The 24,031-nt window shown below is 72.8% G+C and carries 28 protein-coding genes; 15 read left to right on the forward strand and 13 right to left on the reverse strand.

The annotated features are described in order from the left end of the window. Positions 1-173 precede the first annotated feature (173 nt). Complete coding sequence (locus B0E54_RS08105; protein ID WP_007453754.1) at positions 174-605, reverse strand: OsmC family protein; 432 nt, start codon at positions 603-605, stop codon at positions 174-176. 174 nt (positions 606-779) lie between these two features. Here B0E54_RS08105 and B0E54_RS08110 point away from each other — a divergent pair, with 174 nt between their 5' ends. The 3 genes from B0E54_RS08110 (at position 780) to B0E54_RS08120 (ending at position 3,396) form a co-directional block, all read left to right on the forward strand. Next, complete coding sequence (locus tag B0E54_RS08110; RefSeq protein ID WP_234582644.1) at positions 780-1,505, forward strand: hypothetical protein; 726 nt, start codon at positions 780-782, stop codon at positions 1,503-1,505. Between the two features lie 257 nt (positions 1,506-1,762). Beyond that, entirely contained in the window at positions 1,763-2,584 is an 822-nt protein-coding gene (locus B0E54_RS08115; protein WP_234582645.1) for an HAD family hydrolase, read from the forward strand. After that, entirely contained in the window at positions 2,584-3,396 is an 813-nt protein-coding gene (locus B0E54_RS08120; protein ID WP_234582646.1) for an HAD family hydrolase, read from the forward strand. Before B0E54_RS08115 ends, B0E54_RS08120 begins: the two co-directional genes overlap by 1 nt. A gap of 9 nt (positions 3,397-3,405) precedes the next feature. Here the strand turns inward: B0E54_RS08120 and B0E54_RS08125 are convergent, their stop codons facing one another. Beyond that, a complete protein-coding gene (locus tag B0E54_RS08125) occupies positions 3,406-4,008 on the reverse strand; it encodes a bacterial proteasome activator family protein (protein WP_234582647.1) in 603 nt (200 codons plus the stop codon). Between the two features lie 84 nt (positions 4,009-4,092). Between B0E54_RS08125 and B0E54_RS08130 the strand changes: the two genes are divergently transcribed. Both B0E54_RS08130 and B0E54_RS08135 read left to right on the forward strand, forming a co-directional pair. After that, a complete protein-coding gene (locus B0E54_RS08130; protein WP_234582648.1) occupies positions 4,093-4,890 on the forward strand; it encodes a S9 family peptidase in 798 nt (265 codons plus the stop codon). A 79-nt stretch (positions 4,891-4,969) separates the two neighbouring features. After that, positions 4,970-6,157: an ABC transporter substrate-binding protein gene (locus B0E54_RS08135; protein WP_234582649.1), complete on the forward strand. Its 1,188-nt coding sequence runs from the start codon at positions 4,970-4,972 to the stop codon at positions 6,155-6,157. A gap of 75 nt (positions 6,158-6,232) precedes the next feature. Here the strand turns inward: B0E54_RS08135 and ddaH are convergent, their stop codons facing one another. Continuing rightward, a complete protein-coding gene (ddaH, locus tag B0E54_RS08140) occupies positions 6,233-7,066 on the reverse strand; it encodes a dimethylargininase (protein WP_234582650.1) in 834 nt (277 codons plus the stop codon). Positions 7,067-7,125: 59 nt separating this feature from the next. On the opposite strand from ddaH, the gene B0E54_RS08145 reads away from it, so the two are divergent. Then, a complete protein-coding gene (locus B0E54_RS08145) occupies positions 7,126-7,587 on the forward strand; it encodes an Lrp/AsnC family transcriptional regulator (protein ID WP_234582651.1) in 462 nt (153 codons plus the stop codon). A 60-nt stretch (positions 7,588-7,647) separates the two neighbouring features. Next, a complete protein-coding gene (locus B0E54_RS08150; RefSeq protein WP_234582652.1) occupies positions 7,648-8,604 on the forward strand; it encodes a zinc-binding dehydrogenase in 957 nt (318 codons plus the stop codon). On the opposite strand, the gene B0E54_RS08155 is transcribed toward B0E54_RS08150, so the two are convergent. From B0E54_RS08155 to B0E54_RS08165, 3 genes are all read right to left on the reverse strand, one after another. Further along, complete coding sequence (locus B0E54_RS08155) at positions 8,601-9,704, reverse strand: YbjN domain-containing protein (protein ID WP_234582653.1); 1,104 nt, start codon at positions 9,702-9,704, stop codon at positions 8,601-8,603. The two genes, B0E54_RS08150 and B0E54_RS08155, sit on opposite strands and share 4 nt — an antisense overlap. A 130-nt stretch (positions 9,705-9,834) precedes the next feature. After that, on the reverse strand, positions 9,835-10,098 hold the full coding sequence (locus B0E54_RS08160) for a DUF6457 domain-containing protein (protein WP_234582654.1): 264 nt from the start codon (positions 10,096-10,098) through the stop codon (positions 9,835-9,837). Further along, positions 10,095-10,697, reverse strand: coding sequence for a molybdenum cofactor guanylyltransferase (locus tag B0E54_RS08165; protein ID WP_234582655.1), 603 nt, complete (start codon positions 10,695-10,697; stop codon positions 10,095-10,097). Before B0E54_RS08165 ends, B0E54_RS08160 begins: the two co-directional genes overlap by 4 nt. Before the next feature lie 105 nt (positions 10,698-10,802). Between B0E54_RS08165 and fdhD the strand changes: the two genes are divergently transcribed. Beyond that, positions 10,803-11,669 (forward strand): formate dehydrogenase accessory sulfurtransferase FdhD, encoded by an 867-nt coding sequence (gene fdhD / locus B0E54_RS08170; protein WP_234582656.1) that lies wholly within the window; start codon positions 10,803-10,805, stop codon positions 11,667-11,669. An 85-nt stretch (positions 11,670-11,754) separates the two neighbouring features. Here the strand turns inward: fdhD and B0E54_RS08175 are convergent, their stop codons facing one another. Both B0E54_RS08175 and B0E54_RS08180 read right to left on the reverse strand, forming a co-directional pair. After that, positions 11,755-11,991 (reverse strand): flavin reductase, encoded by a 237-nt coding sequence (locus B0E54_RS08175; RefSeq protein WP_234582657.1) that lies wholly within the window; start codon positions 11,989-11,991, stop codon positions 11,755-11,757. Beyond that, complete coding sequence (locus B0E54_RS08180; RefSeq protein ID WP_234582658.1) at positions 11,988-12,281, reverse strand: hypothetical protein; 294 nt, start codon at positions 12,279-12,281, stop codon at positions 11,988-11,990. Before B0E54_RS08180 ends, B0E54_RS08175 begins: the two co-directional genes overlap by 4 nt. Before the next feature lie 197 nt (positions 12,282-12,478). On the opposite strand from B0E54_RS08180, the gene B0E54_RS08185 reads away from it, so the two are divergent. Together B0E54_RS08185 and B0E54_RS08190 are read left to right on the forward strand one after the other, a co-directional pair. Then, positions 12,479-13,228 (forward strand): DUF5753 domain-containing protein, encoded by a 750-nt coding sequence (locus B0E54_RS08185; protein WP_234582659.1) that lies wholly within the window; start codon positions 12,479-12,481, stop codon positions 13,226-13,228. Next, the gene (locus tag B0E54_RS08190; RefSeq protein ID WP_234582660.1) at positions 13,225-13,419 is read left to right on the forward strand and encodes a DUF397 domain-containing protein; all 195 of its coding nucleotides are present in this window, start codon (positions 13,225-13,227) and stop codon (positions 13,417-13,419) included. Before B0E54_RS08185 ends, B0E54_RS08190 begins: the two co-directional genes overlap by 4 nt. Before the next feature lie 207 nt (positions 13,420-13,626). On the opposite strand, the gene B0E54_RS08195 is transcribed toward B0E54_RS08190, so the two are convergent. From B0E54_RS08195 to B0E54_RS08205, 3 genes are all read right to left on the reverse strand, one after another. Further along, positions 13,627-14,025: a hypothetical protein gene (locus tag B0E54_RS08195; RefSeq protein ID WP_234582661.1), complete on the reverse strand. Its 399-nt coding sequence runs from the start codon at positions 14,023-14,025 to the stop codon at positions 13,627-13,629. Continuing rightward, positions 14,022-14,273 carry a hypothetical protein gene (locus B0E54_RS08200; RefSeq protein ID WP_234582662.1) on the reverse strand — a complete coding sequence of 84 codons (252 nt, stop codon included), beginning with the start codon at positions 14,271-14,273 and terminating at the stop codon, positions 14,022-14,024. Before B0E54_RS08200 ends, B0E54_RS08195 begins: the two co-directional genes overlap by 4 nt. Positions 14,274-14,334: 61 nt before the next feature. Next, a complete protein-coding gene (locus tag B0E54_RS08205) occupies positions 14,335-15,381 on the reverse strand; it encodes a DUF4192 domain-containing protein (RefSeq protein WP_234582663.1) in 1,047 nt (348 codons plus the stop codon). 152 nt (positions 15,382-15,533) lie between these two features. Between B0E54_RS08205 and B0E54_RS08210 the strand changes: the two genes are divergently transcribed. The 5 genes from B0E54_RS08210 to B0E54_RS08230 all read left to right on the forward strand — a co-directional run bounded on the left by B0E54_RS08210 (position 15,534) and on the right by B0E54_RS08230 (position 22,235). After that, the gene (locus B0E54_RS08210) at positions 15,534-16,448 is read left to right on the forward strand and encodes a fructosamine kinase family protein (protein WP_234582664.1); all 915 of its coding nucleotides are present in this window, start codon (positions 15,534-15,536) and stop codon (positions 16,446-16,448) included. Then, positions 16,445-17,458, forward strand: a complete 1,014-nt coding sequence (gene moaA, locus B0E54_RS08215; protein WP_234582665.1) for a GTP 3',8-cyclase MoaA — start codon at positions 16,445-16,447, stop codon at positions 17,456-17,458. The genes B0E54_RS08210 and moaA overlap by 4 nt, the downstream gene beginning before the upstream one ends. A gap of 3 nt (positions 17,459-17,461) precedes the next feature. Beyond that, entirely contained in the window at positions 17,462-17,716 is a 255-nt protein-coding gene (locus B0E54_RS08220) for a MoaD/ThiS family protein (RefSeq protein ID WP_234582666.1), read from the forward strand. A 12-nt stretch (positions 17,717-17,728) separates the two neighbouring features. Beyond that, positions 17,729-18,979, forward strand: coding sequence for a metallophosphoesterase (locus tag B0E54_RS08225; RefSeq protein WP_234582667.1), 1,251 nt, complete (start codon positions 17,729-17,731; stop codon positions 18,977-18,979). 61 nt (positions 18,980-19,040) lie between these two features. Beyond that, a complete protein-coding gene (locus B0E54_RS08230) occupies positions 19,041-22,235 on the forward strand; it encodes a UvrD-helicase domain-containing protein (RefSeq protein ID WP_234582668.1) in 3,195 nt (1,064 codons plus the stop codon). A 33-nt stretch (positions 22,236-22,268) separates the two neighbouring features. On the opposite strand, the gene B0E54_RS08235 is transcribed toward B0E54_RS08230, so the two are convergent. Together B0E54_RS08235 and B0E54_RS08240 are read right to left on the reverse strand one after the other, a co-directional pair. Next, positions 22,269-22,904 carry a prepilin peptidase gene (locus B0E54_RS08235; RefSeq protein ID WP_234582669.1) on the reverse strand — a complete coding sequence of 212 codons (636 nt, stop codon included), beginning with the start codon at positions 22,902-22,904 and terminating at the stop codon, positions 22,269-22,271. A 10-nt stretch (positions 22,905-22,914) separates the two neighbouring features. Next, on the reverse strand, positions 22,915-23,967 hold the full coding sequence (locus B0E54_RS08240) for an EamA family transporter (RefSeq protein ID WP_234582670.1): 1,053 nt from the start codon (positions 23,965-23,967) through the stop codon (positions 22,915-22,917). Between the last annotated feature and the right edge of the window lie 64 nt (positions 23,968-24,031).

Raw genomic sequence — 24,031 nt, forward strand, 5'->3', positions numbered from 1 at the left:
GACGTCGCACCGGTCGGCCGGCTCACGCTCGGCCACGGCCAGGGCCGCGCTCGGCCATCCAGGCCAGGGCCGCGCTCGGCTGCCCAGGCCGGGGCCGCGCGTTCACGAAAGAGAGCGGCCGCCCGGGACCCGGGCGAGGCCCCTTCCGTGAACGTGCGGCGTACGTCGCTGGGTCAGGAAGCCAGGCGAGCGGTGAGGGTGATCTCGGCGCCCGGCGAGAGCAGCCGGGAGATCGGGCAGTTGGCCTTGGCGGCCTCGGCGAGCTTCTGGAACTCCGCCTCGTCGACCCCGGGCACCTGGCCGACGGTCTCCAGGTCGATCCGGGTCACGCTCATCCCGGCGTCGGTCTTGTCCAGGTGGACCTTGGCGGTGGTCTCGACCGAGGTGGGCGTCGAGCCGGCGTCGGCGAGGGCCTTCGAGAACGCCATCGAGAAGCAGCCCGCGTGCGCGGCGGCGATCAGCTCCTCGGGGTTGGTGCCCTCACCCTCCTCGAAGCGCGACTTGAAGGAGTAGTTGCCGGACAGGCCGCCCTTACCGGTGCGGACGGTGCCGGAACCCTCGGTGAGATTGCCCTGCCATTGTGCGGAAGCGGTACGGATAGGCATGAGGAGAACGCTAGCCGAAACGTGCCTTCCGAGCGACCGACCGGCACCGACGCCTGCCGTGCGATCCCCGTCACCCTGGCGGGAGGCGCGACGCGGGCGGCTTCGGCAACGGCACCAGCACGGCCCTCTGTGCCATGATTCGACGCAGGCCCGCGACCGGCGGAAGGATGGCCGATGTCCGAGGAGCTGCCCATCCCACGGCAGGGCGACCCGTCCGACGGGTCGGCCGTGATCGAGTTCGGTGCCGACGAGGCCGCCACTGGAAGCCGCCGCCTCGGCTGGTCCCTGGCGGGTATCACCCGGGACCCCCGTCTGCCCCTGCTGCTCGCGGGGCTCGGCGCGGTGGCGGGGGTGGCCTCGCTGCTCGGCGAGTGGCTGGTGATGACCCTGCCGAACGGCGGCCCGGTCGGTTCCACCTCGATCGACGTGCCCGCCGGCGTGTCCGACATCGGCGGCTTCGGCATCGGCTACCTGGTCGGTCTGCTCGGGCTGGTCTGCACCGTGGCGCTGGCGCTGCGGGGCACGGCGGCCGTCCGGCCGAACGCCCGACTGGTCGGGTTCACCCTGAGCGGGGCGCTGCTGGCACTGCTGGTCGCGGCGACGGCGACGCTCGACGACCCCGGTCAGCGCAACTTCTTCTACGAGTCGGAGGACAACTTCCGGGTCGAGTACGGTCGCGGCCTGGTGATGGCGTTCGTGGCCTGCGTGCTGCTCGCTGCGGCCCTGCGGCTGGCCCCGAACACGCCGACGGAGGACGACGGTTCCGCGTCCACGAGGGGGCAGGGCTGGCACCGTCGGCACCTCGACCCGGTCGAGCGGGAGGACGGCCCACCCGCCCCAGCCGACCTGACAGTAACCGCAGCTCCCCCCTTCGCCCGCCCCCAACACCCCACCCCCTAACCCCTGACCCTGCGCGAACCCCTCCCAACCGCGCCGATCTTGCACTTTCTGCCGGGAGAGAAGGTGCATTGCACCGCAGATCGGCGACCGAAAGTGCAAGATCGCGGGGGTTGGGGGCGGGCCTGGTGTTGGTGCCCGATTCGCCTGGAAGACATGGTTCGGGCCCGTTTCCCGAGGTACGGTTGCTGCCCGCCGTCACGCCGGGCCTCGCTTTCCTGGCCAGGGCAGGTGCGACGGCGGCGGGCGAAGGAGGAACGATGACCCGCCCAGGACTGCCCAAGCTGATCGCGACCGACCTCGACGGAACGCTGGTCCGCAGCGATGACACAGTCTCCGCGTACACCCATGGGGTGCTCGACCGGGTGCGGGCCGCCGGCATTCCGGTGGTCGGCGCGACCGGCCGCGGCCCCCGACTGACCGAGCTGACCCGCAACGACATCCGGGCCGCCGACTTCCTGGTGATGGCCGGCGGCGGACGGGTGGTCGACCAGAGCGACCCGACCGGTCCGGTGGTGCTGCGCGACGAGCGGCTGCCCGCCGAGGTGCTGGCCCGGCTGCTCGCCGATCTGGAGGCCGAGGTCGGTCCGCTGACCGTGATGGTCGAGGCGTCCGACGAGCACGACGCCCCCCTCTGGGGCGACTACCACGAGAGCTGGCCCTACCAGGACCGGTTCGAGGCGCGCAGCCGCGCCGAGTGCCTCTCCTGCGACGTGATCAAGGCGTTCGCCCGCACGGCCGACCACCACGTCGACGAACTGCTCGCGGTGGCCCGCCGGATCGTCCCGCCGCAGGTCGCCACGCTCACCCAGGCCGGGCTCGGGTTCATCGAGATCTGCCCGCCCGGCGTGGACAAGGCGACCGGGCTGACCGTGGTGGCGCAGAGCCTGGGGGTCGACCCCGCGGACGTCCTGGTCTTCGGCGACATGCCCAACGACCTGCCGATGTTCGAGTGGGCCGGCTGGTCCCGGGTCGCGGTGGCCAACGCGCACCCGACGCTGCGGGCCGCCGCCGACGAGGTGACCCTGCGCAACGACGACGACGGGGTGGCGGTGTACCTGGACCGGCTACTGTCCCGGTGATGCGAGACACCCCTGCGCTTGTCGCCACCGACATCGACGGCACGCTGATCCGCGACGACCGCACGCTCAGCCCGCGCACCGCCGACGTGCTCGCGCGGATCACCGCGCGAGGCACGCCTGTCGTCCTGGTCACCGGCCGTCCGGTCCGCTGGCTGAAGATGGTGTACGACCAGCTGGCCGCTCCGCTGCCGGCGGTGTGCGCCAACGGCGCCGTGGTCTACGACCCGGTACGCGACGAGGTGCTGCGCGCCGATCCGCTCGCGCCGCAGCACCTGGCCGAGGTGGCCGAGCGGCTACGCGCCGAGGTGCCCGACATCAGCTTCGCGGTGGAGATCCTGGACAGCCGGGAGATGCGGCACGAGGCGCACTATCCGCTGCGCTGGGACGCCGACCACGACCGGATCCGTCCGGTCGAGACGCCGGAGGAACTGCTCTCGCTTCCTGCCGTGAAGCTGCTCGCCCGAGCCGGGGAGCAGGACCCGGACACGTTCGTCGAGCTGATCGGTGCGGCGGTGGCGGGGCTGGCCGAGGCCACGCACTCGTCGTACTCGGGTCTGGTGGAGATCTCCGCGACCGGGGTGACCAAGGCGGCCGGGCTCGACTGGTACTGCGACCGGCTCGGTGTGGCCGCGGCGGACGTGCTGGCCTTCGGCGACATGCCGAACGACGTGCCGATGCTGAGCTGGGCGGGGCGCGGTGTGGCGGTGGCCAACGCGCACCCCGCCGTCCTCGCGGTCGCCGACGAGGTGACCGGGGCGAACTCCGAGGACGGCGTGGCGGCGTACCTGGAGAAGGTCTTCGGGGTGGACTGACCGGCCAGGTCAGAGGTACTGGCCGGTGTTGTGGCCCTCACCGCCGCCCGGCTGGCCGATGCCCGGCATCCCGGGCACCACGCCGCCGGGGCCGCTGGGCAGCGCCTGCCGCCCGCCGCGCATCTGCTCCAGCTGGACCCGCGCGGCCATCTGCTGGGCGACCAGGGCCGCCTGGATGCCGTGGAACAGGCCCTCCAGCCAGCCGACGAGCTGGGCGTGCGCGATGCGCAGCTCGCTCTCGCTCGGGGCCTTGTCCTCGGTGAAGGGCAGCGAGATCCGCTCCAGCTCGTCGCGCAGCTCGGGGGCCAGACCCTCCTTGAGCTCGACGATGGACCGCTCGTGGATCTCGCGCATGCGGTGCCGGCTGGCGTCGTCCAGCGGGGCCGCCTTGACCTCCTCCAGCAACTGCTTGATCATGCTGCCGATCCGCATCACCTTGGCCGGCTGCTCTACCAGGCGGGTCGGGTCCTCGCCCTGGCCCTCGTCGGTCTGCATGGTGCCGATCGGCCGGCCGTCCGGACCGACCACCACCACGGTGCCGGAGTGGCCGGAGTCGTCGGGGCCGGGCTGGTCGTTCTGCTCAGCGGAGCGCGCTTCGGTCATGGGGTCCATCTTTACCCAGTGGGCGCGGCCCATGCCGCCCGGGACCGACTCCCAGGGCCGAACCACCCGGGCGGGGCGCGCTACCGTCGCGCCATGCCTGCCGACCCACGCGCCGTGCTGACCCGGCCCGCGCCCGAGCCGGACCTGACGGTGGCGTACGGCGACCACCCGGACCAGGTGGCCGACCTGCGCCGCCCGGCCGGGATCGGCCCGGCCCGGCCCCTGGTCGTCGTGGTGCACGGCGGTTTCTGGCGGGCCGAGTACGACCGCCGGCACACCGGCCCGCTGGCCGCCGCGCTCGCCGCCGAGGGCTACCCGTTGGCGCAGATCGAATACCGGCGTACGGGGCAGCCGGGCGGCGGCTGGCCGGGCACGTTCACCGACGCGCTGGCCGGCATCGCGGCCCTGCCGGGGCTGGCCACCGAGGCGCTGCCCGGTCGGGTCAGTGGGGCCGCGCCGATCCTCATCGGTCACTCCGCCGGTGGCCACCTGGCGCTGTACGCGGCGGCCACCGCGCCGTCGACGGTGAGCGGGGTGCTCGCCCTGGCCCCGGTGGCCGATCTCGCGGCGGCGCACCGGCTGGATCTGGACTCGGGTGCGGTGGCGGCGCTGCTCGGCGGCGGCCCACTCGACTTCCCGGACCGGTACGCGGCGGTCGATCCACGATCATTGGTACCGATACAAACACGCACGGTAGTCGTACACGGCTCTGCGGACCTGCAGGTGCCGGTGGCGATGAGCCGGGACTTCGTCGCGGCGGCTCGTGCCGCAGGATCCGATATTTCCCTTGTCGAGCTGCCCGGATGTGAGCATTTCGGGCTGATCGACCCGGAGTCTGCGGCGTGGCCCCGGGTGCTCGCTGTGTTGCGGTCCCTGCACGATGATCACTAGCCATTGACGCAGCGTCGCGGAGCAGGTAGAACGCCGGAGGGGCGATGTTCTGCCCTGCAACGCTCCTGGAAGGAACTCGGTGTCGCAGATGAATCGCAGGCGGGCGCTCCAACTGTTGGGCGCGCTCGGAACGGCCGGGTTCGCCGCCGCGTGCGGCTCCGACACCGACGGCAAGCCGGCCGCCGCCAAGAGCCCGATCAGGATCGGTCTGATCGCACCGAAGGCCGGCGGCTTCAAGTCCATCGGTGACGACATCACCAACGGCTTCCAGCTCTTCCTCGACCTGCACGGCCAGCAACTGGGCGGGCATCCGGTCGAGCTGCTGACCGCCGACGAGGGTGACAACGCCAAGACCGGCAAGGCCGCCGTCGACCAACTGCTCAAGCAGAACGTGCTGGCGCTCACCGGCGTGGTCAACTCGGCGGTGATGGTCGGCATCCGCGACACCGTGGAGGAGGCCCGGGTCCCGCTCATCGGCTCGAACGCCTCGCCGAGCAGCCTGCAGAGCGTCGTCTACATCTGGCGTACCTCGTACGTGCTGGACGAGGCCGGCCGGGCGCTGGGCCGTTACCTGCGCGACCAGCTACCGCCGAACGGCCGGATCGCGATCATCGTGCCGGAGAACGTGGGCAGCCCGGACGTGGTGCGGGGCTTCCGGCAGGAGTTCGGCACCTCCGACCCGCGCATCGCCGACCCGGTGACCAACACCAGCCCGACCACGACGCCGGGCAAGGCCACCTACGTGGCCGACATCGAGAAGGCGCTACGCAAGAAGCCGACCGCCGTCTTCTGCTTCTTCGCCGGCTCGGCCGCCGTGGAGTTCATCAAGCAACTGCGCGACCAGTTCACCGGGCCCGTCTACGCGCCCGGCTTCCTCACCGAGGGCACCGTGCTGGAGAGCCTGGACCGGGACGCGCTGGGCATCCAGACCGCGCTGAACTACTCGGCCGACCTGAACAACACGTCGAACCGGGTCTTCGCCTCCGCCTACCGCAAGAAGCACCAGACCACGCCGACCACCTACGCGATGGCGTCGTACGACGCGGCGCAGGTGCTCGACCAGGCGATCCAGCTGACCGGCGGGTCGCCCACCCCGCAGCAGGTCAACCTGGCGCTCGGCAAGATCGGCCAGATCGACAGCCCGCGCGGCATCTGGCAGTTCAACCAGCCGCGTACCCCGCAGCAGAAGTGGTACCTGCGCGAGGTCCAGCGCGACGGTCAGGTCATGTCGAACGTGCTGATCAACGAGCTGGCCACGCTCGGCTGAACGCCCACCAGAAGCAACAGCAGGGGCCGACCTCCGACGGGAGGCCGGCCCCTGCCGTACGCGGCAGTGTTCGGGTCAGTGCCGCAGTTCGGCGATGCAGCACTTCACGCTGCCGCCGCCCTTCTTCAGCTCGGCCAAATCGACCGGCACCGGGTTGTAGCCGGCGGCCTTGAGCTTCCCGGCCAGCCGGGTGGCCTCGCTGTTGAGCACCACGTTCGCGCCGTCGCTGACCAGGTTCAGTCCGAAGGCCATCGCGTCCTCGTCGTCGGCGATCACCGCGTCCGGGAAGAGCTGGGTGAGCACCCGCTGACTGGCCGCGGAGAACGCGCCCGGGAAGTAGACGACGTTCGTGTCGTCGAGAGCGGCGAGCGCCACGTCCAGGTGGTAGAAGCGGGGGTCGATCAGGCGCAGCGACACGACCGGCCGGCCCAGCGCCTCCTGCGCCTCGGCGTGCGCCGGGATCTCGGTGCGGAAACCGTGCCCGGCCAGGATGAGCCCGCCGTGCGCCTCCGGCACGTACGCGAAGTCACCCTCACCCTCGTTGGTCTCGCTCGGCGCGACGAACCGCCAGCCCTGCTCCTCGTAGAACGCGTGGTGCGCGGCGGCCTCGCCGGCCCGCTGCTCGTGCTTGAACCGTGCCCCGTAGACGCTGCCGTCGACCACGAAGGCGCCGTTGGCGGCGTACACCATGTCGGGCAGGCCGGGCTCCGGCGTGAGCAGGTGCACCTCGTGGCCGAGGCCGACCAGCGTCTCGCGCAGGCGGTCCCACTGTTTGACGGCCAGTTCCCGGTCCACGGGGGTGGTCACGTCCATCCACGGATTGATCGCGTACTCGACCGCGAAGTGCTCGGGCGAGCACAAGAGATATGTCCGCTTTCGCGAGACTCGCTGCTGGTTCACGGTCACCAAGAGTAGGTACCGTTGAACTTTGGTAACAGCCACAACCATTGCTTCCCAGAGGCGGAACGTTGCAGATAGACGCCGTTGACCAGCGGATCATTGCGTTGCTCGTCGCTGACGCTCGCGCGTCGTACGCCGACATCGGCACCCGGGTGTCACTCTCCGCCCCCGCGGTCAAGCGCCGGGTGGACCGACTGCGCGCCACGGGGGTGATCAGGGGATTCACCGCCGTCGTGGACCCGGCGGCCGTCGGCTGGACCACCGAGGCGTTCGTCGAGCTGTTCTGCGCCGGCCGGACCACCCCGGCGCAGATCGGCGTGGCCGTCCGCCGGCACCCGGAGGTGGTCGGCGCGTACACCGTCTCCGGCGAGGCGGACGCGCTGGTGCACCTGCGGGCCGCCGACATCGCCCACCTGGAGACGGCGCTGGAACGGCTGCGCGCCGAATCGTTCGTGACGTCCACCCGCAGCACCATCGTGCTGTCCCGGCTGGTCGAGTCCCCCGGCGTCGGGCCGTCCACCGGGGCTTGACCTCAAGCGCGGTTCAGGTGTTGGACTCGTGGCGGCCTGGCACGACACGAGGGGGACTCCATGCGGGCGATCTGGTTACGTGAATTCGGCGGTCCCGAGGTGCTGACGCCCGGGCCGGCGCCCGACCCGACACCCGGCCCCGGCCAGGTGCTGATCGACGTCGCGCACGCGAACATCACCTTCATCGAGACGCAGCTACGCTCCGGTCGACCCGGGCCGTACCAGGTCACCCCACCGCTGATCCCCGGCAACGGCGTCGGTGGGGTGATCGCCGCCGTCGGGCCGGACGTCGACCCGGCGCCGACCGGGCGCCGGGTCGTCAGCGCCACCGGTGGCTCCGGCGGGCACGCCGAACGGGCGGTGGTGGACGCGTCCGCGCCCTTCGAGGTGCCGGCCGGGCTGGCGCTCGACGACGCGGTGGCCCTGCTGGCCGACGGACGGACCGCCACCCTGCTGGTCGAGGCGGCCGGCGTCCAACCCGGCGACCGGGTGCTGGTGGAGGCGGCGGCGGGCGGCGTGGGCAGCCTGCTCGTGCAGCTCGCGGCGCGCGCCGGCGCACGGGTGATCGGTGTGGCCGGCGGCGCACGCAAGGTGGACCTGCTGCCCGGCCTCGGCGCCGACCTGGCGGTCGACTACCGCCTGCCGGGCTGGGCCGACCAGGTCCGGCAGGCGGTGGGTGGAGTCGACGTGGTGTTCGACGGCGTCGGCGGGCCGACCGCCCGGACGGCGTTCGAACTGCTGAACCCGGGTGGCCGGATGGTCAGCTTCGGGTTGGCCAGCGGTGCGTGGTCGCCGGTCTCGGCCAAGGACGCCGCAGCCCGCCAGATCACGCTGGTCCGCACCGACGTGCCGCCCGCACGCATGCGGGCGTACACCGATCAGGCGCTCGCGGACGCGGCGGCCGGCCAGCTCCGGCCGCTGATCGGCCAGCGCTTTCCGCTGGAACGCGCCGCCGACGCGCACGCCGCCATCGAGGCGCGCGCGACGGTCGGCAAGACCCTGCTGGACGTGCTCTAGAGGTACATGCCGGTGCGGTGCTCCGACTCGTCGCGCCGGACCGGCTTGTCGCCCTCACCGAAGAACCGCTTGCCACCGAACTCGCCGTGCAGGCGGTCGTCCAGCTCGTCGGCGAGGCCGGTCATCACCTGCACCGCCAGCATGAGGTGGGTGGCCTGGAAGTTGCGGCCGAAGACCGGGATGGACGCCCAGACCGTGTCGTCGGCGCAGTAGAGGCGACCGATCGGCATCCGGTTGGTCAGCTCCGACAGCTTGACGTAGAGCCGTTCGGTCGGCTCGACCTCCGTGAGCACCGGCGAGAAGACGTCCACCAGGGATGGATCGTCCCGCACCCGCACGAAGACCATCGCCGAGCCGGCCCGGATGGTGATGTCGCCGTCCGAGTCGATCTGCAACCGCTCGGCGTCGGACTTCAGCATCGTCGACACGACGGTACGGACGCGGTCCGCCAGATCGAGCACGTCGTCCCGCTCGACCTGCGCGGCGGCCGCCTCGGCCAACGCCTCCTGGAGGTCACCCTCGACGTCGGCGTCCGGCCCGAACTCGCTGCGCGCGGTGCCCAGCGGCCCCACAGTCAACGGCTCACCCTCGGCGTCGTGCACCAGGTAGACGAGGAAGGCCGGGTGCGGGGCGCCGTACACGTCGCGCAGCGTGCGGGACAGCAGCGGGGCGATCCGACCGGCCTCCGCCGTCGTACCGTCCAGCCCGAACGAGCCGCCGGAGCCGGCCACCACCCCGGGCGGGGACCAGCCCAGCGCCACCATGTCCGCCACCGCGGCACGGTCCAGCCGGAAGCCCTGCGGCAGGGCGGCGTTGCCGACGGCCCGAGCGGAGAGCCCGCCGTCGCCGGTCACGTCGACGCTGATCGAGTAGACGGCGTCCCCCGTACCGGAGGCGGTGGGGTCGAGGGTCAGTTCGAGGTGCGCGCCGGCGGGCAACTCCCGCAGCCGCACGGCGAGCATCCGGGCGAACTCCCGCCACGCCTCCGTCACCTTGGCGCGCAGGTCGGTGGTGCTGGGCTCGTCGAGCAGGATCGACTCCGCCGGCTCGGATGTGCCGTCGGGCTCACCGTCCGGCGCCGAGGGGTGGTCAGCCGTCATGATCGCCTCCGTCCGTCCCGATCACCCTACCCACGCCGTCCGGGCGTCGAATCAGCCCGGACCGGGATCGGACACCACAGTCCTCGCGTCGTGGAGACGGCCTGGTCGCGGGGGCGCGGCGACGGGCGGGTCAGGAGGTGGGGTCGTCGGGATCGGCGCCCAACCGGACCGGCCAGTCGGCCGCGAGAGCGCTGAGCCGGGCCGCGGCGTCCGCCGGGTCGGCACCCCTGCCGACAGCCAGTCCGAGCAGGTACGCGGTGACCGGCGCCCCCGGCCGCAACACCTGGTGGGCGACATCGCGGGCCAGGTCCAGCACCGCCGACACGGGCACCTCGGTCGGGTCCAGACCCACCTCGGCACAGGCTGCCGTGACCCAGTCGTCCAGCACCGTCATCGCACCCACTCCTCCGCCCGGCGTACGTCCTCGTCAGTGTCGCAGTCGAACCAGGGCGGCGGACCGTCACCGGCCCACGGCACCTCCCCGACGGCGAGACCGGCCAGCAGCGCCCGTACCGGAGCACCCGCCAGGTTGCCGCCCCGCTCGGCGGCCAGCCGGGCCAGCCCAGCCCGCAGCGCGGCGACACGCCACACCCCGCAGAGCGACTGCCGCCGGCCGTCCGCATCGACGAAGCACACCCCCTCGACCGATCGCTCCCGGTCGAGGTGGGTCAGCAGGTCGCCGATCGCGGTACGGGTGAGCAGTGGGAGGTCGGCGGCGAGCAGCGCGACAAGCGTCGTGTCGGGATCGAGCAGTGCCAGCCCCGCCGCCGTCGCGGCGACCGGCCCGCCGCCGGGCGGGTCCTCCCGGGTGACCCGCACCCCGTCCGCGACACCGTTACCCGGACCGACCAGCACGCGCGGCGCGGCATCGTCGACGGCGGCCAGCACCCGGTCACGCATCGACAGGCCACCGACCGGAAGGGCGGGCTTGTCCACCCCGCCCATCCGCCGGGCGGCCCCACCCGCGAGCACCACTGCGGCGTACGTCCCCACCCGGTCACGGTAGCCGGGCCGGATGCCCGGTGGCGGCGTGCGCTGCCGGGTGCCTGGTGACCGGCGGCCGTGCGGGTGTGCCGGGCCGGGGTGCAGGATGGCGGGATGGGACGGGCGACTGACCGACGGGGCGTACTGCGGATCGACCTGAACGCGGGGGCCGACGGGCGCTCGGCCGTCCGACGGCCGGACACCCTGGCCGTGGAGGAGCCGCTGGAGATCCGGGTCGGTGCGGCGGGCCCGGGCCGGCGAAAGCCGCTCGCCGTCACCATGCGCACCCCCGGCGACGACCTGGACCTGGCGATCGGGTTCCTGCTGACCGAGGGGCTGATCCGGTCCACCGACGATGTGCTGACCGCCCAGCTCTGCGCCGGCGCGGAGACGCCGAACACGTACAACGTGGTGGACGTGGTGCTCGCCCCCGGCGTGCCGGAACCCACCACCGATCCGTCCCGGAACTTCTACACGACCAGTTCCTGCGGTGTGTGCGGCAAGGCGAGCATCGACGCGATCCGGACGCGGTCGCTGTTCGACGTCACGGCGGACCCGCTCACCGTGCCGGCGGCGCTCCTCGCCGAACTGCCCGACCGGTTGCGTGCCGCCCAGCGCGGGTTCGACCGCACCGGCGGGTTGCACGCGGCGGGCCTGTTCAGCCCGGCCGGGGAGCTGGTGGTGCTCCGCGAGGACGTGGGCCGGCACAACGCCGTGGACAAGGTGATCGGCTGGGCCGTGCGGGAACGCCGGCTGCCGTTGACCGGGCACCTGCTGCTGGTGTCCGGCCGGGCCAGCTTCGAGCTGACCCAGAAGGCGTGGATGGCGGGCCTGCCGCTGCTGGCCGCGGTGTCCGCGCCGAGCACCCTCGCCGTCGAGCTGGCCGAGGAGGCGGGCATGACGCTTGTCGGCTTCCTGCGCGGCCCGACCATGAACGTCTACGCCGGCCCGCAGAGGATCACGGTCGATCAGCCGGCCTGAACCTCAGCGGCCGGTTCGACCAGGTCCAGCCCTGGTCGCCGGGCCGACCCCCGAGGTGGCCATGGATCCCGCGTCGAGGTGCGGGCTACCGGGCCTGGGCCCAGCCGATGAAACGTTCAGTCAGGCCAGCCGGTGGCGTGCCACCGTGCAGCTCGGTGAGGTGTTCGGTCGCCTCGGCCTGTAGCGCCGTCAGGTGCTCGATCAACTCGTCACGGCGACCGCGGTACTGACCGAGCAGGCGCAGTTTCGCGGCCGAGCAGGGCCAAGCGATCCCGCAGGTGCGGCAGCGCCACGTCGGCTTGAGCAACTGGTGTTCGGTCATCTGACAGCCCGCACCGGGTCACGCCGAGTCGCCTGGCGGCTGGTCGGCCCGAACCTCAGCAGGCCGACCCCTTCGCGGAGCACGAACAGCTCCCGCTTGGCCCGTGCCTCGCCGTTGGGTCCCAGCTCGTACGCCTCGATCCAGGTCCAGCCGTGGTAGGTGTGGCGGTCGGTGAGTTCGCGGATGACCCGGACCCTGATCGGCCGGACGAACTGCGGGCTCGCGGCGCGGGTCAGGCGAACAAGGTCGCCGGCCTTGAGCGGTGGCGGGTTCGTGGGTTTGGGCGGCATGGTCCCCCTCCTCGTTGGGAGGGGCCGCCCCGGAGTGCTCGCCTGCGGGCCGGCCCCGACACGAACGCGACCGCCGGGTCTTGGGGGGTCCCTGCCGGCCGCGCCGTTCGAAAGGAACACTTCCAAGGGTTGTCAGCCGAATACACTGCGTAGCAATATCTCCTGTGGACGTCTGGGACGTACGGGAGGGGTCGCGGATGAACCGCGCAGTCGCCGAGGCGATGTCAGCATCCGGCCTGACGGCGGACAGTCTCGCCGCTGAGATCGGGGTGGATCCGAAGACGGCGGCCAAGTGGGCGAACCCGGGACGGATTCCTCAGACACGCCACCGGTCGAAGGTCGCAGCGGTCCTCGGCCGCGACGAGATGGACCTGTGGCCCGACCTGTTCAAGCGGCGCGAGCCTGCATGGCTCCGGCCCTGGACTGACATCGAGCGCGAGGCCGTCGGGTTGCGGTGGTATGAGTCCACCGTGTTGCCCGGCCTCCTGCAGACCGAGGCGTACGCGCGCGCCGTGCTGACCAGCGGACTCTGGGCAGATGACGACCTCGCGGCGCACGTGGAGACCCGGCTGCGCCGGCAGGCCGCCGTCTTCGATCGACCCCGTCCACCGCTGACCGTCTTCGTCATCGACGAGGCGGCGCTGCGCCGGGGAAGAACAGACATCATGGCGGAGCAGCTCAATCATCTGATGGTGCTCGCCGAACGGCCGGCCGTGATGATCCATGTGCTTCCCCTGACTGCTGGGTTCCACCCCGGCCAGGCCGGGCCGTTCGTCATCGCCAGCACGCCGGACGGCGGCGACGTCGGCTACCTCGACGACCAGGCGGCCGGACGCCTCAGCAATGACGTTGCTCCGCTCTGGGCGGTCTGGGATAGCGTGAGGTCGTTAGCGCTACCGCGAGACCTGACCATCGACCTGATGAGAGCGCGAGCATGGATGACGTGAGCGGCGCCCGTTGGCGCAAGAGCACCCGCAGCAGCTCGAACGGTGGAGCGTGCGTGGAGGTGGCCGACAATCTGCCCAGCGTCGTGCTCGTCCGCGACACGAAGGACCGGGCCGGCGGCACGCTGGCGTTCCGGCCGGTCGCCTGGGCGAGCTTCGTCGATCTGGTGAAGGAGAGTGACCAGGTCGGCTGAGCCGGTCCGCTGCTGCCGTTGGACAGCCCTGCCGTCACGCCCATGGTTGATCCGCTCCAGCTCGGCGATATGGGGGCATCCCGACCGCCGGACACCCCAATATCGGCGACCTGGAGCGGACCAATCGGTCGCCGTCTCTGGCGCACCACGCGCTGCCGACGGCGACGAGGTCCACCGCCGAGCGTCAAGCGATCACCTTGTCACCCGTCAAGCCAGGTCGAGGATGCTCCAGTTGGTTGGCAGCACCTTCGCCGCGACCTTGGGCTGCGCGGTCGCGTAGTGCGCCTCGTGTCTGACCGCCGCACGGGCGGCCTGACCGGATGCGATGTCGCCGTCGACGGCGCGGGCCAGCGTGCCCACGACTCGGGCGTCGTCGGGATCGAGCGGCAGCAGGCGTATCACCGGGGCAGTCATCATCAGGCCCAGCAGCGCCGCCTCGATCTCGTCGCCCGCGCCCGCGAATGCGACCGCCAGGCAGGCGGCGGGCACGGCCACCTGCCGCCCCTCATCGGCGACCTCCAGCATCAACTCCCCCACCGAGACATTGCCCTTGAGGTAGGCCGTCAACGCCGACGCGTCGAACACGGCAGCAATCTGATCGCTCATCCGGCGTCTCGCAACATCCGGCGCCCCTCCGCGAGAGCGTCCGGCGGAATGGGTGCCGCCAACCGCTCACGCCACCGCGCCCTGCCCTCCTCGGTCACCTCGATGCCGGCTCGGCGCAGCACCTCATGGAGGTGCCCTGCGGCCATCTGGGCCCGCACCGCAGCGGTGATCGCGGCCGAGACGTTGGGCTGCCGATCGAGCCACTCCGCGACGTCGTCGGGGAGGCTCACCGAGCGCTTCGAGGTCATGGCCGCCAGCCTACCAACGCCGGTAGCACCAGCGGTACTACCGAAGTTCCGGGCGGCCCCGTCAGCGGCGGCCACGTCGGCTCCGCTTTCGGGGGCGCACCACGCCGGGCATCCCTACCGACGGCCAGCCGTCCAGCTCGGAGGGCGGCACACCGCGCCGGAGCAGGTCGTCCAGGAGCAGGGCCAGCGAGTAGTCGGGGTGCAGGCTCAGCGTGCGCTCCAGCGCGACCGCCGCCAGCGCCCCCTGCCCCGCCCGCCAGGCCGCGAAGGCCAGCAACGCGCCCGGCGCGGCGGTCAGCTCCGGCTCGGCCCGACGGAGCACGTCGGTCCAGAGGGCGATGTCCCGGTCACGACCGTCGGTGCGCTCCCAGGCGTGATCGCGCACCGGCAGGTGACTCAGCAGCATGCTCAACCAGGCCACCTCGTCGTCGTCGAGGCGCTCACCGCGCCGCTGCCGGCGTTGCGCCTCGCGGACCGCCGCCACCCCGGCGGTACGCAGCGCCCGCCCGCCGAGCAGGTCACTGGCGGGCGCCTGCTCGACCAGCTCGACCAGTCGCCGTTCCGCCCGCACGGTGGCCGCGTGCAGCGCGTCGCGGGCCGGGCCGTCCACCGGCGACACCTGCGCCACGAGGGCCGCCCGGTCGGGGAGGGCGACCTGACCGGCGAACACGGCCGACGCGGTCACCGGGTTGGCCGTCGGGTCGTAGCGCCGACCCTCGGGTGGGCAACAGTCGGCCTCGGTGCACAGGTACGACCACCACCGGCCGTCGGTCACCCGCAGCGCGTCGAGCACGTCCAGGCCGGCGCCGGTCAGGGCGGCGCGTACGGCGTCCACGCTCGGGGTCACCCGGTCGGGTGGCCCGTAGCCCACCACGGTGGCGGCGTCCGCGCCCTGTCGAGAGATCACCCCGGCCAGGTGTCGGGCACGGTCGACCGGGTCCGTGGACGGTTCGGGCAGGTCGGCGCGGGCGGCGAAGATGATCTGCCGGCCGCGCAGCGCGACCGCGACCACGCTGTCGGCGGGATGGAAGCCGAGCAGGTACGGCACGGCGGCGATCAGGTCGGCGGGCGAGCGGACGGAGAGCTTCGCGCGTTCGGTCGAGGTCATGCAGGAAGGCTGCGTCCGGCCTGCTGAGGCTTCCAGACCCTGTGGATGACACGCGGCTTGTCCACAGTTACCGAAAGTATTGCCGCAGGTGGACGCGTTTCGATGTGCGCACACGACACCGCCGTGTCATGGGCGGCGGCTACCGTGCGCTGATGGACCTGGCGTACCTGCGCGCTCATCCGGCACACCTGCCGACGTTCCGGACCCATCAGCGACTCCGCGAGACGCCGGTCGCCGGGGGAGACATCTGCGCCGCCGCCCGCCTCACCCTGGACGACGGTCACTCGGTCTTCGCCAAGTCCTGGCCGGAGCGGGCCGACCGGCCGGTGCCCGAGGGCTTCTTCGCCGCCGAGGCCGCCGGGCTGCGCTGGCTGCGGGAGGCCGACGCGATAGGCGTACCCGAGGTGATCGTGGCGTTGCCCGACCTGCTGGCGCTCGACTGGGTGGAGCCCGGCGAGCCGACGCCGGCGGCTGCCGAACGCCTCGGTCGGGAGCTGGCGGCCCTGCACCGGGCCGGAGCACCGACCTTCGGTGCGGAGTGGGCCGGCTTCATCGGGGCGCTCGGGCAGGACAACACGCCCGACGACGGTCCCTGGTCGACGTGGTTCGCGCGACGCCGGCTCGCCCCCTACCTGCGGCTGTCGGTCGACGGCGGTGCGCTCAGCAGCGCCGACGCCGCGCTGGTCGAGCAGGTGATCGGCCGGGTCGACGAGTTCGGCGGGGACGAGCCGCCCTCCCGGATCCACGGCGACCTGTGGCCGGGCAACGTGCTGTGGGGCGCCGACGAGCGGGCCTGGCTGATCGACCCGGCGGCGCACGGCGGGCACCGCGAGACCGACCTCGCCCAACTGGCGCTGTTCGGCGGCGTCGCGCACACCGATCGGGTGCTTGCCGCCTACCGGGAGAGCTGGCCGCTGGCCGACGGTTGGCGCGACCGGGTGCCGCTGCACCAGCTGCATCTGCTGCTCGTGCACACCGCGCTGTTCGGCGCGGGTTACCGCGATGCGGTCATCGAACTCGCCCGAGCCGCCCTGGGCAGCGTCGAGCGCGCTACGGTCGACCGGTGAGTGTCGCCCCACGAACCGACGGCGTCCTCGTCGACCGGTACGGCCGGGTCGCACGGGATCTGCGCGTGTCCCTCACCGACAAGTGCAACCTGCGGTGCACGTACTGCATGCCGGCCGAGGGGCTGCCCTGGTTGGCCGGGCCGGAGCTACTCACCGACGAGGAGATCGTCCGGCTGGTCCGGGTGGCCGTCGAGCGGCTCGGTGTGACCGAGGTGCGGTTCACCGGTGGGGAGCCGCTGATCCGGCCCGGGCTGCTCGGCATCGTGGCAGCGGTCGCCGCGCTCGACCCCCGCCCACGGGTCTCGCTCACCACGAACGGCATCGGCCTGGACCGGTTGGCGCCCGCGCTGCGTACGGCCGGCCTGGACCGGGTGAACGTCTCGCTGGACACGCTGGACCCGGCCCGGTTCACCCAGCTCACCCGCCGTCCCCGCCTCGACGCGGTGCTGGCGGGGCTCGCCGGGGCGGCTGCCGCCGGGCTCAACCCCGTAAAGATCAACTCTGTGTTGATGCGCGGTGTCAACGAGGACGAGGCGCCGGCCCTGCTCCGCTTCGCGCTCGACCACGGCTACCAGCTGCGGATCATCGAGCAGATGCCGCTGGACGCGCAACACGGCTGGGACCGCAGCACGATGGTCACCGCCGAGGAGATCCTGGCCTCCCTGCGTACCCGTTTCGCTCTCAGCCCTGACCCGGCCGAGCGCGGCGCGGCACCGGCGGAGACCTGGCTGGTCGACGGCGGCCCGGCCCGGGTCGGCGTAATCGCCAGCGTGACCCGGCCCTTCTGCGGCGACTGCGACCGCACCCGGCTGACAGCTGACGGTCAGATCCGCGCCTGCCTGTTCGCCACCGAGGAGTCCGACCTGCGGGCGGCGCTGCGCGGCGGCGCGACCGACGACGAGGTGGCACAGCGGTGGCGCACCGCGATGTGGGGCAAGCGCGCCGGGCACGGCATCGACGACCCCACCTTCCTCCAGCCGACCCGGCCGATGTCCGCGATCGGGGGCTGACCCGTGCAACCGAGACCGCTGACCGTCCGCTACTTCGCCGGCGCGCGCGCCGCAGCCGGCCGCGCCGAGGAGGTCACCGCCGCCGGCCGGTCACTCGACGACCTCACCACCGAGCTGGCCCAGCGGCACGGTGACCGGCTCGCCGCCGTGCTGCGGGTGGCCAGTTTCCTCGTGGACGGCGTCGCCTGTCATGATCGTCGGGCACCCCTGCCGGGCGGGGCCACGATCGATGTCCTGCCCCCGTTCGCGGGCGGCTGAGGGGGCGCACACATGTTGGCGGTTCTGGGGTTCATGGGCGTCCTGGCGCTGGTCACCGGCCTGATCCATCTCTATCTGTGGAAGCGTCTCATCCGGGACACCACCACGCCGGGTCGCTGGCGGCGGGTCGGCGGGATCGTCGCCCTGGTGCTGGCGGTGCTCGTGCCGGCCACCCTCGTCGGCACGCAGGCCGGCCTGTACTGGCTCGCCTGGCCCGGCTACCTGTGGCTCGCGGTGATGTTCTACCTGCTGGTCACGCTCGTCGTGCTGGAAGTGCCGATGCTTGTCGTCCGGCTGGTGCTGCGCCGCCGGGTGACCGCCGCCGAGCCGACCACCGCCGCGCCCGAGCCGGTGCTGGTCGGGGCCGCCGGGCCCGCCGATCCGCCGGCCACCGGCGCCGTCGCGGCACCGGACCACGACCCGGCCCGCCGTCTGCTGCTGGCCCGCGGAGCCGCCATCTTCGCCGGCCTCACCGCCACCGGCATCACGGGGTACGGCGTCCGCACGGCACTCGGCCCGCCCCAACTCGACCGGGTGCAGATCCCCCTGCGCAAACTCCCGCGCAGCATGGACGGCCTGCGCATCGCCACCGTCTCGGACATCCACCTCGGCCCCCTGCGCGGGCGGGCGCACACCGAGCGGATCGTCGCCGCGATCAACCGTCTCGACGCGGACCTGGTCGCGGTCGTCGGTGACCTGGTCGACGGCTCGGTCGCCGAACTGGGGCCGGCCGCCGCGCCGCTTCGCGACCTGCGCTCCCGGTACGGCAACTTCTTCGTCACCGGCAACCATGAGTACTACTCCGGCGTCCAGGAGTGGGTCCAGGAGGTGGACCGTCTCGGCCTGCGGGTGCTGCAGAACCGTCGACAGGAGATCCAGGCCCGGGGCGGTGTGCTCGACCTGGCCGGCGTGAACGACCTGAACGCGGACCCGGCGGGCACCGGCCTCGCCGCCGGTCCGGACTTCGCCGCCGCCCTCGGTGACCGCGATCCGAGCCGCCCGGTCGTCCTGCTCGCCCACCAGCCCCTCGCCGCGAAGCAGGCGGCCAGCTACGGCGTCGACCTGCAGCTCTCCGGGCACACGCACGGCGGGCAGGTGGTGCCGTTCAACCTGGTCGTCAAGCTTCAGCAGCCGGTGGTCAGCGGTCTCGGCGAGGTCGACGGCACGAAGGTCTACGTGACCAACGGCGCCGGTTTCTGGGGCCCGCCGGTGCGGGTGGGCGCCAAGCCGCAGATCAGCCTCGTGGAGCTGCGCTCGGCATAGCGGACGTCACGTCCGCGCGTGGCGGAAGGCGGGCCGCGCGGCGGGCGTGACAGGATGCGGCGTGCCCCCGTTCAGCGCCGTACCCCCCGGTGGCCGTTCGCCCTTCGTCGCGGACCTGCACATCCACTCGAAGTATTCACGCGCGTGCAGCCGTGACCTGACGTTGCCGACCCTCGGCTGGTGGGCGCGGCGCAAGGGCATCGCCCTGCTCGGCACCGGCGACTTCACCCACCCCGCCTGGTACGACCACCTGACCGAGACGCTGCGCCCGGCCGAGCCCGGGCTCTACCGGCTCGCCCCGGAGGCGGAGCGCGACGTCGCCCGCCGGCTGCCGCCGCGACTCGCCGGCACCACCGACGCCGACGCGGTCCGGTTCATGCTGAGCGTGGAGATCTCCACTATCTACAAGCGGGACGACCGGACCCGCAAGGTGCACCACCTCATCTACCTCCCCGATCTGGAAGCGGTGGCCCGGTTCAACACCGCGCTCGGCCGGATCGGCAACCTCGGCTCCGACGGCCGACCGATCCTCGGCCTGGACTCGCGGGACCTGCTGGAGATCACCCTGGAGGCGAGCCCGGACGGTTATCTCGTCCCGGCGCACATCTGGACGCCGTGGTTCTCCGCGCTCGGCTCGAAGTCCGGCTTCGACGCGATCGCCGACTGTTACGCCGACCTGGCCGAGCACATCTTCGCCGTGGAGACCGGCCTCTCGTCCGACCCAGCGATGAACTGGCGCGTCGGCAGCCTGGACGGCTACCAACTGGTCTCCAACTCGGACGCGCACTCGCCGCCGGCCCTGGGCCGGGAGGCCACCGTGCTGACCGCCGAGCGGGACTACTTCGCCGTCCGGGAGGCGCTGCGCACCGGTGACGGCCTGGCCGGCACCATCGAGTTCTTCCCGGAGGAGGGCAAGTACCACGCGGACGGGCACCGGCTCTGCGGGGTCAACTGGTCCCCCGAGCGGACCCGGGCCGCCGGGGGGCTCTGCCCCGAGTGCGGCAAGCCGCTCACCGTGGGCGTGCTCAGCCGCATCGAGGAGCTGGCCGACCGACCCGACGGGCACCGCCCGGCGCACGCCCGGGACGTCACCCATCTGGTGCCGCTCGCCGAGATCCTTGGTGAGATCAACAAGGTGGGCGCCCGGTCGAAGAAGGTCGAGGGGAAACTCAACGACCTGCTCGCCGCGCTCGGCCCCGAGTTGGAGATCCTGACCACGACGCCGTTGTCCGACATCGCGCAGGCCGGCGGTGACGTGCTCGCGGAGGGCATCGGGCGGCTGCGGCGTGGCGACGTACGCCGGGTGCCGGGTTACGACGGCGAGTACGGCGTGATCACCCTGTTCGACCCGGCGGAGCTGGGCACGGGTGCGGGCACGGCACAGGAGACGCTGTTCGACGTACCCGTGCCGGCGCAGCGGCGACCCGCGGAGCCGGCGGCCAAGGCCACGGCCAAACGCCCGGCGGCGGCCAAGGCGGAACCCAAGCGCAAGCCGGTCCCGGCGCCCGCGCCGCCGATCGCGTCGCCACCGTCACCGCACGAGCCGTTCGAGCCGATGCTCTCCGGCATGGAGGAGGTCGGCACCGGCCTGCTGGACCGGCTGGACGCCATGCAGCGGGTGGCGGCATCCGCGCCCGGCGGGCCACTGCTCATCGTGGCCGGTCCGGGCACCGGCAAGACCCGGACGCTGACCCACCGGATCGCGTACCTGTGCGCGGAGCTGAACGTCTTTCCCGAGCACTGCCTCGCGATCACGTTCACCCGGCGGGCGGCCGAGGAGCTGCGGCACCGCCTCGACGGTCTGCTCGGCCCGGTCGCCGAGGACGTCACAGTCGGCACGTTCCACGCGCTGGGGTTGACCATCCTGCGGGAGAACGCCGACGCGGCGGGCCTGCCGGCCGGGTTCCGGATCGCCGACGACGGCGAGCGGGCGGCGGCGCGGTCCGAGGCCGGCGACGATGCCGCCAGCTACACGGCGCTGCTGCGCAAGCAGGACCTGGTCGACCTGGACGAGCTGGTGAGCCTCCCGGTCGAGCTGCTGCGGGCCGACCGGAAGCTGGTCGAGCGGTACCGGGACCGCTGGCGGTGGATCTTCGTCGACGAGTACCAGGACGTCGACGAGGTGCAGTACGAGCTGCTGCGACTGCTCAGCCCGGCCGACGGCAACCTCTGCGCGATCGGTGACCCGGATCAGGCTATCTACTCGTTCCGGGGTGCCGACGTCGGCTACTTCCTGCGCTTCTCCGAGGACTTCACAGACGCCCGGCTGGTCCGGCTCAACCGCAACTACCGCTCGTCCGCGCCCATCCTGGCCGCCGCCGTGCAGGCCATCGCGCCGTCCTCGCTGGTGCGGGGCCGGCGGCTGGACCCGGCCCGACTCGACCCGGAAGCCCCACTCGTCGGGCGGTACCCGGCGGCGTCGGTTGCCGAGGAGGCCGACTTCGTGGTGCGTACCGTCGACGAGCTGGTCGGCGGCCTGTCCCACCGTTCCCTGGACTCGGGCCGGATCGACGGCCGGACCACCTCGCTCTCGTTCTCCGACATCGCCGTGCTGTACCGCACCGACGCGCAGGCCGCCCCGATCGTGGACGCCCTGACCCGGGCCAACATTCCGGTGCAGAAGCGCTCGCACGACCGGCTGCGGGACCGGCCCGGCGTGGCGGCCATCGCCCGCGAGCTGCGGCACGCCGACGGGTTGGCCGGCTCGCTGGCCGCCCGGGTGCGCCTGGCCGGCCAGGTGGTCGCCGAGCGTTTCGCGGTGCCCACCCTGGACGGCGCCGGCAGCACGGTCCGCCCCGACGACGTCCGCTCGGCGGTGGACCTGCTGACCCCGCTGGCCCGCCGCTGCGGCGACGACCTGGAGGCGTTCCTGTCGCAGTTGGCCACCGGCGCGGAGGTGGACGCGCTCGACCCGCGTGCCGAGGCGGTCACCCTGCTCACCCTGCACGCCGCGAAGGGCCTGGAGTTCCCGGTGGTCTTCCTGGTCGGCGTCGAGGACGGGCTGCTGCCGCTGCGCTGGCCGGGCTCGACGCCCGACGAGGACGCGGTAGCCGAGGAACGCCGGCTCTTCTTCGTCGGCCTGACCCGGGCGCAGGACCGGCTGTACGTCAGCCACGCCGCCCGAAGGACCCGACACGGCACCGAACGTGACTGCGCACCCTCGCCGTTCCTGGGCACGATCGACCCGGGCCTGTTCGAGCGGTTCGGCGAAACCGAACCGCGCCGCCCGAAGGACCGCCAGCTCCGGTTGATCTGAGCGAGCCACCGCACGCGCGACACTGACCTGGGGTCAGCTCACGAGCGCGGCCAGCCACGTGCCCGCCAGCAGGGCCGGGCCCAGGGGCAGCAGGGTTTCGCGGCGGACCTTGCGCGCCGCCAGCAGGCCGAGGACCAGGATCCCGTGCAGCAGATGTGGCAGGAGCAGCCCGGTGAGCAGGGCGTCGCGGCCCAGCCAGCCCAGTGGCAACCCGAGGACGGCGGCGAGTTTCACGTCCCCGAAGCCGAGCCGGGATCCCGGCAGCAGGGCCAGCAGCACGTGCGCCGCGCCGGAAACCGCCGCACCGACAAGCGCGCCGACCAACCGCCCGGGAGTGCCGGCCAGCAGGGCCGCGCCGGTCAGGCCACCGAGGGCCAGCAGGAAGGCCGCCGCGACCAGCGGGTCGGGTAACCGCAGACAGGCAAGGTCGACCACGGCCAGCACCAACCCCACCGCCGCCACCGCGAGGAGGACCGGCAGCGCCGGATCGTCACCCTGGGCGACGGCGAGCCCCAGGAACAGCGCGGCCGCCAACGGCGGACAGAGCCAGGCCCGCGCGTCGCGTCGAGGCCGCGCCGGCAGGGTCGTGAAGCGCCGGGCCACCGGGGGTACGACGAATCCGACCATCCCACCGAGCAACGCCACCCCCACCAGCGCCGCTGCCGACATGGGCCGGACGCTACCGGCGGTCGCCCGTCCGCGCCGTCCCCGATCGCGATCCCGCGCCCGTTCGGCGCGAGCGTTCCGCGCCTGTCCGACCCGGGCGTTCCGTGCCCTTGCGGCGCGGGCGTTCCGTGCTCACCACCAGGGCCACCCCGGCGACGATGACCGCCCCGCCGAGCAGCACCCGCGGGGTGATCGGCTCGGCCACCAGCAGCGCCCCGAGCGCCACCGCGACCGCCGGGTTCACGTAGGCGTACGTCGAGACCAGCGAGATCGGCGCGTTCTGCAGCAGCCAGACGTACGCGGTGAAGGCCACCAGCGAGCCGGCCACCATGAGGTAGCCCAACGCCAGCCAGGACCGGGTGCTGACCGCCGCCGGGTGGAACTCGCTCAGCTCGCCCCGGCCGGCGGCGACAACTGCCAGCGCCACCGCGCCGGCCACCATCTGGTACACCGTGCCGACGAACGGGTCGGCGGGCACCCCGATCCGTCCCGACAGGAACGACCCGACCGACCACGCGACGGCCCCCGCCACCACCGTCAGCGCGCCGACCAGCGGCACCGCGTCCGCGCTGCCGGCGGGCAGCACCAGCAGGACCAGACCGACGAAGCCGAACGTGACCCCCGCGAACGTCCAGACTCCGGGCCGGTCACCGGTGGAGGAGCGCAGCAGCACCACGAGCAGCGGCACTGTCGCCACCAGCAGCGCCGCGATCCCGGACGGCACCGCCACCCCGGGCGGCCCGGACTCGGCGAGCACCACCAGGCCGTTGCCACCGGCGAGCAGGAGCACACCGACCAGCGCGGCGGAGCCGAGCTGCCGACGCTGCACGCGAAGCGCGCCCGGCCCTCGGCGCAACCGCAGCACCACCGCCAGCACGACGCCGGCGACGGCGAACCGCAGGGCGGCCGACAGCAGCGGCGGCATCGTCTCCACCGCGACCCGGATGGCCAGATAGGTCGAACCCCACAGCAGGTAGACCACGATCAACGCGGTCCAGACCAGGGTGGGCGCGGCGGCGGCGCGGCGGCCGGGCAGGGCGGCGGCGCTCGGTGAAGATGAGCTCATCGGTGGACCACGCTACGGTGACCTCGGAGTCGGCGTCGCGCATTGGTGGCCGGCCTCTCACCAC

The sequence above is a fragment of the Micromonospora sp. MH99 genome (assembly GCF_021442385.1).
Classification (GTDB): Bacteria; Actinomycetota; Actinomycetes; order Mycobacteriales; family Micromonosporaceae; genus Micromonospora.